The sequence below is a fragment of the Wolbachia endosymbiont of Cardiocondyla obscurior genome (assembly GCF_902713635.1).
Taxonomy (GTDB): Bacteria; Pseudomonadota; Alphaproteobacteria; order Rickettsiales; family Anaplasmataceae; genus Wolbachia; species Wolbachia pipientis.
On record NZ_CACTIU010000005.1, the window covers coordinates 16,176 to 27,736 of the forward strand.

At 35.6% G+C, this 11,561-nt stretch carries 8 protein-coding genes and 1 pseudogene; 7 read left to right on the plus strand and 2 right to left on the minus strand.

Annotated features, from left to right (window positions below; genetic code table 11):
- Positions 1–53: 53 nt before the first annotated feature.
- From WOCAOBSORBRA_RS06520 to WOCAOBSORBRA_RS00845, 6 genes and pseudogenes are all read left to right on the plus strand, one after another.
- Positions 54–299, plus strand: a pseudogene (locus WOCAOBSORBRA_RS06520) (PD-(D/E)XK nuclease family transposase); the annotation flags it as partial.
- Positions 300–630: 331 nt separating this feature from the next.
- A complete protein-coding gene (locus tag WOCAOBSORBRA_RS00825; RefSeq protein ID WP_174515702.1) occupies positions 631–786 on the plus strand; it encodes a hypothetical protein in 156 nt (51 codons plus the stop codon).
- Between the two features lie 482 nt (positions 787–1,268).
- Positions 1,269–3,830, plus strand: a complete 2,562-nt coding sequence (gene clpB / locus WOCAOBSORBRA_RS00830; protein WP_155969008.1) for an ATP-dependent chaperone ClpB — start codon at positions 1,269–1,271, stop codon at positions 3,828–3,830.
- Positions 3,831–3,857: 27 nt separating this feature from the next.
- A complete protein-coding gene (locus WOCAOBSORBRA_RS00835) occupies positions 3,858–8,600 on the plus strand; it encodes an NAD-glutamate dehydrogenase (RefSeq protein ID WP_174515703.1) in 4,743 nt (1,580 codons plus the stop codon).
- 4 nt (positions 8,601–8,604) lie between these two features.
- Positions 8,605–8,901: a Sec-independent protein translocase subunit TatB gene (tatB, locus tag WOCAOBSORBRA_RS00840; protein WP_010082258.1), complete on the plus strand. Its 297-nt coding sequence runs from the start codon at positions 8,605–8,607 to the stop codon at positions 8,899–8,901.
- On the plus strand, positions 8,873–10,255 hold the full coding sequence (locus WOCAOBSORBRA_RS00845; protein WP_155969010.1) for a PleD family two-component system response regulator: 1,383 nt from the start codon (positions 8,873–8,875) through the stop codon (positions 10,253–10,255). Before tatB ends, WOCAOBSORBRA_RS00845 begins: the two co-directional genes overlap by 29 nt.
- Before the next feature lie 36 nt (positions 10,256–10,291).
- Here WOCAOBSORBRA_RS00845 and WOCAOBSORBRA_RS06415 read toward each other — a convergent pair whose 3' ends face one another.
- Positions 10,292–10,414: a hypothetical protein gene (locus tag WOCAOBSORBRA_RS06415; RefSeq protein ID WP_255375208.1), complete on the minus strand. Its 123-nt coding sequence runs from the start codon at positions 10,412–10,414 to the stop codon at positions 10,292–10,294.
- A 45-nt stretch (positions 10,415–10,459) separates the two neighbouring features.
- Between WOCAOBSORBRA_RS06415 and WOCAOBSORBRA_RS00850 the strand changes: the two genes are divergently transcribed.
- Positions 10,460–10,732, plus strand: a complete 273-nt coding sequence (locus tag WOCAOBSORBRA_RS00850) for a hypothetical protein (protein ID WP_174515704.1) — start codon at positions 10,460–10,462, stop codon at positions 10,730–10,732.
- Here the strand turns inward: WOCAOBSORBRA_RS00850 and recO are convergent.
- Positions 10,685–11,407, minus strand: coding sequence for a DNA repair protein RecO (recO, locus tag WOCAOBSORBRA_RS00855; RefSeq protein ID WP_155969012.1), 723 nt, complete (start codon positions 11,405–11,407; stop codon positions 10,685–10,687). The genes WOCAOBSORBRA_RS00850 and recO overlap by 48 nt on opposite strands.
- Positions 11,408–11,561: the final 154 nt, after the last annotated feature.

An 11,561-nucleotide genomic window follows, 5' to 3' on the forward strand; every position in this document is an offset into this window, starting at 1 on the left:
GAACATTTGCGAAAAATAGTGTATAATTATTCGTCTCCTAATTGTATTTAATTATGGCCTTTTCGAAATTTCTCGATCCAAAAAACAATTTCGCGTTCAAGAGAATATTTGGCACTGAGAAAAATAAAGATATTCTCATTCACTTTCTCAATGATATATTGGGCTTCGCTGGCAAAGATGAAATAGAAGAAATAGAATTTCTCAGCACTATCATGGATGCTGAGATTGCCTCTAAAAAACAAAGTATTGTTGATGTTTTCTGTACTGATTCTGCTGGAACCCAGCTAATTATTGAAATGGTGCGACCTGAAAGTCTTCGGTCATATTGTTTAAAAGGAGAGGAATTCCTTCAGAAAGAAACTAAAAGAGTTCTAAAACTTATTAAACCAGATGTTTTGCCATCTGAGTCTACGCATCAGTGCGAATCGGGTAACCGGTTGGTGCCAAGCGATGCGGACAATGAACCTCCTCTTGAAAAAGAAGATGCTCAATCGTGAAAGGAGCATAAACTACAAGCATCATGTGGTTGGAGAGCTAGGCTTAGTGGTATGGTGAACGTAAGTGAAGCTTCATAAGTATCGTAACGATTAAAGAGCTAAAGATGCTGATAAGCTCCGACCAAAAGGTAATGTGACATTTTTCATTTCTGGATGTACGCAAATCACCGGTATAGAGAAGTCACCTAACCCACTGTTGTATGACAGAAGGAACAGGGTAAGCCTGTATTTCCGCCTATATGGCAAGCAAACCGCAAGGAACGCTGATGAAAATGCAGGTAAAGGATAATGGAGAAAGCGAATGCCATTTTGTAACGAAATGTATAGAATTTGTAACATTAATTCGCGTGAAAACGAGCAGATTTCCATTTGGTCCCTCGTGACAAGAAACTTTGTTAACCACTTGAGGTAGAGAAGCAGATGACCTTACCCACAGAAATGATGAAGAAATTAGGAATATTTTTTACAAAAAGGACAATATTAACAAAAGAACTTTATTCTATTTAGAATATAAAGTTACAATAAATTTTCCTGTCATCTCCAAATAAATTACATTAACTTAGTATTGTATATTGTTAATAACTTAAATAATACAACCATTTTCAGCAACAAAAACCAAAGGTCTTGAGATACAAGATATTTGTATGGTTACTATGATAGTTCCTTTTTTAAGAAAGTTTTAAATTTCATACCTAACAATAAACAACTTTAGGTTTAAATTTATGAAATCAGTTGTTATATACATCAGCAAATACGAATTTAACTGGTGTTATGGACTTAAATAAATTTACCGAAAAAGCAAAAAGTCTAATTCAAAGTGCTCAAATGAAAGCGTTGGGAGCTGGGCATCAGATTTTTATGCCTGAGCATTTACTAAAAGTGATGCTTGAAGATGAATCAGGTTTAGTTCAGGATTTGATAAACGCTTGTGGTGGAAGTGTGCAAAGTATTTCTGATGCTGTGGATAGCGCAATAAAAAAGTTGCCAGTAATTGAAGGTCCAGGAAGTGGTGGCCTTCAACTTTCAAGAGAAATAGCAAAAGTTTTTGAAGATTCAATTGGTATTGCAAGAAGAAATAAAGATTCATTTGTTGCTGTTGAGCGTTTACTACAGGGCCTCACTGCACAAAAAGATGATACTGTAGGCAAAATTCTGGCAGAGAATGGTGTGACTCTACAAAAACTGAACTCAGTTATTGCAGAAATGAGAAAGGGCAGCAGTGCGGACTCGCCAAACAGTGAGGAAAAATTAAACGCGGCAAAGAAATATACAAAAGATGTTACAGAGCTTGCTATGCAAGGAAAGCTTGATCCTGTAATTGGTCGTGATGAAGAGATCAGAAGAACTATGCAGGTATCACTGAGGCGGACAAAAAATAATCCAGTGCTGATCGGTGAACCTGGTGTTGGAAAAACTGCAATAGTTGAGGGGCTTGCAAATAGAATTGTTGCAAACGATGTGCCACTTGGTTTGCATGATGCAAAGGTCTTAGCTTTGGATCTTGGAGCACTAATTGCTGGCACTAAGTTTAGAGGAGAGTTTGAGGAAAGGTTAAAAGCAGTGATTAATGAGATTTCGAGAGCGGAGGGAAAAATTATATTATTCATCGATGAATTGCACACTTTAGTTGGAGCAGGAGCAACAAGTGGTGCAATGGATGCCTCGAATCTGCTGAAGCCTGCTCTTGCGCGTGGAGAAATTCGCTGTATAGGAGCCACAACTTTAGATGAATATCGTCAGCATATAGAAAAAGATCCTGCACTTGCAAGGCGTTTTCAGCCTGTGTTTATCTCTCAACCAACTGAAACTGATACCATTTCAATACTCAGGGGTTTGAAGGAAAGATATGAGGTGCATCATGGTATAAGAATTACAGATGGTGCAATAATTGCTGCTGCAACGTTGTCCAATAGATATATAACAGATAGGTTTTTACCTGATAAAGCAATTGATTTGATTGATGAAGCAGCAAGCAGGGTGAGAATTGAAATGGATAGCAAGCCTGAAGTTATTGATGAACTTGAGAGAAAGGTTATACAGCTAAAGATTGAAGCAGAGGCTTTAAAAAAAGAAAGTGATGAAAATTCTAAACAGCGTTTAAAAAAGATAAATGAAGAGATCGAAAATCTAAATAGTAAATTTGCTGACTTGAACAGCAAATGGCAGATGGAAAAGAATAAAATAGCTAGAATACAAGAAACAGCCGAAAAATTAGATAACGCTAGAAAAGAGTTGGAATTAGTTCAGCGTAGTGGGAATTTGGGAAGAGCAGGAGAGCTGATGTATGGTGTGATTCCTCAGCTTGAGAATGAATTAAAAAATCAGGAAAAGGTTACTGATAGTTTCTTAAAGAAAGAAGTGACTGGAGATGATATTGCAAACATTGTTTCAAAGTGGACAGGAATTCCAGTTGATAACATGATGCACAGCGAAAAGGAAAAACTTCTCAACATGGAGAATGAAATAGGAAGAAGAGTAATAGGGCAGAAAGATGCAATAGAAGCGATAAGTAATGCAGTTAGGCGCTCTCGCTCTGGTGTGCAAGATACTAATCGACCTTTTGGTTCATTCTTATTCTTGGGTCCAACCGGAGTTGGAAAAACAGAATTGGCAAAAGCCCTTGCTGAATTTCTGTTTGACGATCAATCAGCGCTTTTGCGTTTTGATATGTCAGAATATATGGAAAAACATTCTGTTTCAAAGTTAATTGGCGCGCCTCCAGGGTATGTTGGCTATGAACAAGGTGGCAGATTAACTGAAGCAGTGAGGAGAAGACCATATCAGGTAATCTTATTTGATGAGATAGAAAAGGCAAATCCAGATATATTTAATCTATTGCTGCAAATCTTGGATGAGGGGAGACTCACTGATAGTCATGGCAAATTGATTGATTTTCGCAATACCATACTGATTTTAACTTCTAATCTTGGTGCTGAGATAATGCTAAAGGGGATTGCTGAGTCTGTAAAAGATGAGGTAATGCAGATAATTAAATCAACATTTCGTCCAGAATTTTTAAACAGACTGGATGAAATTATTATATTTCACAGTTTAACCAGAAATGACATCTATAAAATTATAGATGTTCAATTTTCTTATTTACAAAAAACACTTGCTAAGCGTAAACTGAGTATAAGTTTGTCGCAGGAAGCTAAAGAACTAATAGCACAAACTGGCTATGACCCTGAATATGGAGCAAGGCCCCTAAAAAGGGTGATACAAGAGTGTATTCAAAATAATTTAGCTAAATTAGTTTTATCGGGGGAAGTAGTAGAAAATGATGAACTAATAGTGTACGCTCTTGATAATGAAATCTTAGTTAAAAAGGTTTAAGTTCACTGTGTATTTTTGTTAAAAAAAATGTGTATAGATCATAATGTTGACACTGAGTCTTTATTTAAGTTAGCTGATCAAGAAAATCAGCAAGATAAAGAAAAAATTAAAAAATTTATTAAGTATTTTTATAGTTTTGTTTATAAAAGCGACCTAAAAGCCAATGATAAGTTTTTGCTATATATTGTAAACGATGCTTACAATTTTGTTTCTCAAAAAGAGAAAGATGAAAGTAAGTTAGTAGTAAGTAATATAGATGATATACCAGGAATAGAAGGCGATTTTACCACGATTAAGATAACAAACGATGATATGCCATTTTTGGTTGACTCCGTTATTACAACTATTAAGTCGCACGATTTAACCATATGCTATTACAGCAACAGCATAATTAACATTAAAAGAAAAGATGGCCTAATAGATGAGATTTACCCTTTGGAAGAAAGTAATGGAATAAAAGAGTCAGTTATATATGTAATTATCAAAGGTATAAGTGACAGTTTTGTTGATACATTAAAAGAATCTCTACAAAAAACGCTGAAAGCAGTTAATTGTGTTGTGAAAGATTGGCACTTAATGCTTAAGAAACTTGATGAGGCAAGTCTTTCTGTCATCCCAGCTGGGATCCAGGAAAAGGACACGTGGATTCCAGTGTCACGCACTGGAATGACACCAGACCGAAATCAAGAGCAAAAAGATTTTCTAGTTTGGTTAAAGAATAATAATTTTGTATTTCTAGGTTATCAAGAATATATTGCTGGTAAAGATGAAAAACTCGTCTGTGATGGCAAAAAGGACCTTGGCCTGATGAGAGTAGGTCAAAGTACGTTGATTCCTTCTGCAAACCTTGATTCCCTATACATATTGAGATCAGATCTAATCTCAATAGTCCATCGGCGTACATACATGAATTGTATAGGAGTAAAAGAATTTGATGACCAGGGTAATGTAGTAAAGGAACGGCGTTTTTTCGGGCTATTTACTTCTGTAGCGGAGGTCCAAGATATTCGAACTATTCCAATAATAAAAGATAAAGTTAAAGTTATAGAAAAAAATGCAGGATTTGTAACCGGGGGCCACAACAATAAAGCTTTGATTTCTATTTTGCAAGTGTTCTCTTGTGATGAATTATTCCAATCAAATGAAGACGAATTATTTAAAATTTGCATTTCGATCATGTCTCTTGCGATTAGGCCAAGGGTCAGATTATTTTTAAGAAGAGTCGGGGATTTTATTAGTTGCATAGTGCTGATACCGATGCGTTATGCTAGCGCTAGGCTAATGTTCAAGATACGTGACATATTGAAGGATGAGACAAGTGCAGGAAGTTCAGATATTTATAACAATCACATTATCAATGAATATGATTTGATGAAATTGCATGTAGTGCTAAAGACCAAAAATGCTAGCGTTCTTGATGATGAAGTTTTGCGTATCGAAAACAAATTAAGAAACATTACAGAAAAGTGGGAAGATCGTTTTATAGACAATTTATACAATACTTTTAGCACTGTTGAGGATATATTCATCCGTTATTGCAAGGCATTTCCAATAAGCTATCAAGAGAGTTTCGAACCTCATGACGCATATTACGATATGAAAAAATTGGAGATAGTGAGGAAGAAAGGAGTTAGCGAGGTCGATTTAAGACTTACTCGTGATAATCTTAATTATCAATTAAAGGTTTATACTCCAAACAATGGAGGCCTTGAATTATCGAAGATATTAAGGATCACTAAGAATTTGGGAGCTAAAATTCTATCTCATAATGGCTATTACATAGAAATTAACGGTGGAATATGGATACACCATTTTGTGTTGTCAAGAGTCGATGAATTAATAGACAACATTACTCTAAAAGAGCAATTTGAAATAACACTTGCGAAAGTGTTTAGCAAGGAAATTAAAAATGACTATTTCAATAGTTTGATCATTATTGCTGGGCTCAAGTGGAAGGAAGTGCTTCTGATTAGAGCGCTAAGTGCCTATCTAAAGCAGACGTCATTTAACTACAACCCAGAATATATCCAAAAGGTAGTCTCAGAGTATCCAAAAGTAGTAAAGTATTTGATACAACTATTTCATGCAAGATTTGATCCTAACATAGACATTGATAGAGCAGAAACTACGGACATTGTCAGAGAAAAAATTGAGGAACTTCTAAAAGAGATCAGCAATGTTTCACATGATTACGTTTTGCGCTCGATATTTAACTTGATAATGGCTATTTTAAGGACCAGTTATTATCAAGACGATAAACCATATTTATCTACAAAATTTGACTCAAGTAAAATAAATGGTTTGCCTGATCCTCGTCCGTATCGCGAATTGTATATTTATTCAAACCTTTTTGAGGGAATACATCTAAGAGGAGGGAAATTAGCCCGTGGTGGCTTAAGGTGGTCGGATAGGACGGAAGATTTTCGCACTGAAGTTTTGGGGCTCATGAAAGCTCAGATGACAAAAAATGCGGTTATTGTCCCTGTTGGCGCAAAGGGTGGGTTTGTAATTAAGCAAGTTCATAAAGACAAAGATACTTTAAGAGAGAAAAGTGTTGAGTGCTATAAGAGTTTTATTAGAGGAATGCTTGATATTACTGATAACGTGGTTGATGGTGAAATAATTCCACCAGAGAATGTGATTAGGTATGATGAAGACGATCCATACTTGGTAGTTGCAGCAGATAAAGGCACTGCTTCATTTTCTGATTATGCCAACCAGATAGCCTCTGAATACAATTTTTGGCTTGGCGATGCATTTGCATCTGGTGGATCAGCAGGTTATGATCACAAAAAAATGGGTATTACAGCCAGAGGTGCATGGATTGCAGCACAGAGGCATTTTTGGAAAATGAATAAGGATATTTACCAGGATACAACTGTTATTGGAATTGGAGATATGGCTGGCGATCTATTTGGAAACGGTATGCTGCTTTCAAAAAATATACATTTAATCGGCGCATTTAACCATATGCATATTTTTGTTGACCCAAACCCTGATGCAGAAAAGAGTTTCACAGAGCGTAAACGTCTCTTTGAGTTACCATTTTCAACTTGGATGGATTATAATAAAGATTTGATTTCTAAGGGTGGAGGAGTATTTGAGCGTAGCAGTAAGCAAGTAAACATTTCTCAAGAAATAAAAAAGTGCTTTGATATAACAGAAGATATGCTACCTCCAAGTGATTTGATTAGATATCTATTGAAAGCAAAAGTGGACTTCATATGGAATGGAGGAATCGGCACGTTTGTTAAGGCAAAGAGTGAAAATCATAGCATGGTCGGTGACAAAGCAAACGATGAGTTAAGAGTGAATGGTAAAGATATTAGAGCTTCTATGTTTATAGAGGGTGGAAATCTTGGTTGTACACAGTTTGGAAGAATAGAATATGCTGAAAAAGGTGGATATATCAATGCAGACTTTGTTGATAATTCAGCCGGAGTGATATGTTCGGACCTTGAAGTTAACATTAAGATTGCATTTGTTTCAGCTATGAAAGCAGGGGGTATTTCTTTAGAAAAAAGGAATGAAATACTGGCAAGTATGGTGGATGAAGTTGCATCCAAAGTGCTTGAGAACCACAACAAAATTGAAACAAAAGCATTACTTCTTGAGTGTTTGCAAGCTAAAGAGAGATTGGAGCAGCACCACAGGTTACTGCTCAGTTTAGAAAAATCTGGGCTGTTAAACCGAAGCGTAGAATTTCTTCCAACTGAAGAAGAGATAGCAAGGATGTTAACTGGTGCAGAAGGTTTCAGTTCTCCTCAGCTCTCTGTTCTAATGTCTTATGCTAGAACAGCAATAAAAAATGAAATTATACATTCCGATCTGTCTGAAAAAGATCTTATATCTCATGACTACTTGCTAGGTTATTTTCCTAAAAAGATGGTAACAAAGTTTAAGGATTTCATATTAAAACACCAACTTCGTAGAGAAATTATCTCTACTTGCATTGCAAATGATGTAGTGAATAGAATGGGCTGTATATTCATCAATAATTTGGCTGAGAACACTGGAATTAAGATACAAGAAGCGGTTAACATATATATTGTTGTTAACCACCTGTATGATTTAAACAGCCTGTGGCAGAAAATTGATGAATTGGATGGAAAAATTGATGTTAACTCATACTTACAAATAGTGAGGAACGTGCAGAAATTTATTGGCAGAGTATCATTTTGGCTAGTGAAAAATCTTGGCAAGCTTAGCTTTGTAGAATTGGATGATGTTACAAAATTTAAAGATGCAATTGAAACTTTAGGCCAGAACTTAACTGATGTTTTAGATGAACACCTATTAAAGATCTATAGCCATGGATCAACTTCTTTAGTAGAACTTAATATAAATAAAGATCTAGCAAAAAAAGTTGCTGATCTATGCGTTCTTGCTTATGCACTGGACATTATATCTGTTGCTGAACAGACATCTTTGTCCATTCTTGATGCTGGTAAAATATACTTTGAGTTAAAGTCGCTGTTAAGATTCGATCTGATTAGAACAATTGCCATCAAGATGAAAAGCCGCTCTTCTTATTGGGATCGCAGCTTAGTTAATGATTTATTGGACGATTTAAGCAATTACCATCACAAGCTAGCTGTTAAAGTCATAAAAGCTACTGATAACCCCGAAGATAAGGTTCAAACCTGGGCTTGTGATGATAAGGACTACATAGAACGTTATAATAGTTTTTTAGATGAGATGGTTGCTTCTAAACTTGATTTAAGCAAATTAATATTTATAATCAGAAGGATTAAAGTACTTGCTTCATAGGAAAATGTTCAATATAGGTCTTTCAGAAATTTTAGTTGTAGCTTTAGTGAGCATAATTGTTCTTGATAAAAATAAGGTACCTGTATTTATTGATTTTATTAAGACTATATATAGGTATTTTACAATTGTAAGGTTAAAAGCCAGAAGGTTATTGAAGGATGCCGGAATTGAAGACTTATATAAAGAGTGTAATACTGAGAAAGTAAATTACATAGTTGGTAAAAATGGTAAGCTTTATCCTACTTACGATATAGATAATACATCTAAAGATAATGACAGCGAAGATTCTGGTAGTAGATGATGTACTATCTAATGTCAAGCTTTTAGAAGCTCGACTAAAAGCAGAGTACTATACGGTTATCGTAGCTCATGATGGTGAAGAAGCTATAGATTTAGTAGCAAAGCAGCAGCCTGATATTATATTACTTGATATCATGATGCCAAAGATGAATGGCTTTGAAGTTTGTAAGGAGCTAAAGAGTGATCCCTTGACAACCCATATTCCAATAATTATGGTAACTGCGCTGCATGATACTCATGATAGAGTGCAAGGTATTAATGCTGGCGCGGATGATTTTCTGACTAAACCAATAAACGAAACTGCTTTATCTGCACGAATTAAGTCTCTCACACGCTTAAAGATGATTATCGATGAATTGCGTTTGAGAGGAGAAACTAACGCTGAGATTGGTGGAGTCGCAGGAAACAGTATTATGGATTATTCCAATCAGATTTTTGATGCTAACATACTTGTTATAGATGAGGATGTTCATCAAGCAGAGCAGATATATAATATATTAAAGCAACGCTTTAGGTCAATTAAAATACTGAGTGATCCAATGGAAGCATTGAAGGTTGGTATTGAGAATGGTTACGACCTGATCATTTCTGATATGCAATTTTCAAAAACTGACGGCTTGCGTTTGTGTTCTGAGTTTCGTAGTAAGGTGGAAACACGTTATACACCAATTCTGATTCTTTCTGAGGATTATGATAAAAACAATTTAGTAAAAGCACTTGATGTAGGTGCTAATGATTATTTAACAGTACCTTTGGATGAGGGTGAGCTAATAGCAAGGGTTAATTCGCAAGTAAAACGCAAAAGATATCAAGATGCCTTGAGAATGAATTTATTTAATAATGCGGAAATGTCTATAAAGGACCCATTAACTAACTGTTATAATAGAAGATATTTTGATGCACACTTAAGAAACATTGTTAAGGACTCTGTGGAAAAGGATAGAAGGTTGTCTCTTATGATACTTGATATAGACTATTTTAAGATGGTGAACGACAGTTTTGGGCATAGTGCTGGAGATGAACTTTTAAAGCAAATACAGAGAAGAATTTCTGAAAATATTAGAGTGACAGATTTGTTAGCTAGATTTGGTGGTGAGGAATTTGTTGTTGTAATGCCAGATACCGATACATCAGATGCGTATACTATTGCGGAAAGAATACGCAAAATTATTGCTAAAAAACCTTTTATACTTGCGGATAAAAATACAACCCACGATGTAACTGTGAGCATTGGAATTGCAGAAATGCAAGAATCTGACCTTGACAATATTAAAGAATTTATAGTACGTGCCGACAAATATTTATATAAAGCAAAAAACAGTGGTAGAAATAGAGTGGTTACTGGCTATAGCTAAAGTGGCTTAAGTTTGCCGACAACCGTCATTCCGCTACTAGTTAGCGGAATCTATGCTGAGATACCGCGAATGAATCGCGGTATGACGGTTCGCGGCAGCATGACGATAAGGTTTATACCTTGTCATTCCAGTGCTTGACACTGGAATCCAGTTTTCCATATAATCTCATCGAAAACGTTGTAACCACTTTCCATGCTAGTTTGCTTGTTCACAAGCAAACTTTTCTGGATCCCAGTGTCTGGGCACTGGGATGACACCCTGACAACCGTCGTCCCGCTGCTTGTTAGCTGGATCTATGCTAAGAGATACCGTGACGGTATGACGGTTCGCGGTGGCATGACGATAAGTTCATCATCCCGCTACTTGTTAGCGGGATCTATGCTAAGAGATACCGCGAATGAATCGCGGTATGACGTAGGACTGCTAAGATTAAAGCGACAACATGAGGTTTCTCAGCTCTGGAAATTTCACGTTTAACTGCAAAAATAGATACTTATTTAAAAAATATCCTGTGACTTTCAGTCCTAACTGAAATTCTTGGAATGAGTAGCTGTTTTGTAGGTTATTATTGTATACATCATGTAATATTTGTGGAAAAGGTAGGAGTTTATCTGCATAATAATCTCCTGCTTTTTTTGACACTGCTCTACCAGTTTTTGGAGAAATAAATTGTAAATTTTCCTTAACACCTGTTACAGCGCATTTGGATAAGTCTAACTTGAATCCCAATTGCGTAAGAAGCAGAAGCTCTAAGTTAAGATAATGGCTTTGCCAAGACTGATTGTTGTGTTTAATTACATCGATGAAATATCGAAAATTGTCATACAGCATGGCACAGGGTTCACTTTCTGGAAGCACTTTTTCTAAAATAGAGGAGAAAGAAACAATAGTAATGCTTTTTAACCTATCTTGAAAGAAATGATGGAATGGAGATTCGATTAATTCGCACTTAAAAAAACCTAGATTTTCAGGTAACTTAGCACTCCATTCTGCATGTAATAGATTACTTATCTGAAACTTATAATTGCTATTGTTTGTTAGCTTAGTTAATCCCCTGCGCTTTCCATGATTTTTTGTAAACAGAGAAAGAATTAAGTTTTTATCGCCGTATTTTTTAGCAGCTATAATGATGCCTTCATCTTTCCATCTCATTTAGAGTATATTGACCGTATGATATTATAGGATAGTACACCTAGAGCTTGTAATCCATAAAAATCACTTACTCCGTTACTATAGTACTTCCCAAAGTAAATGATAAAGGTATAATAAGCTATTTGAGTTATAATGGCGTATAGTGTGGATTTAA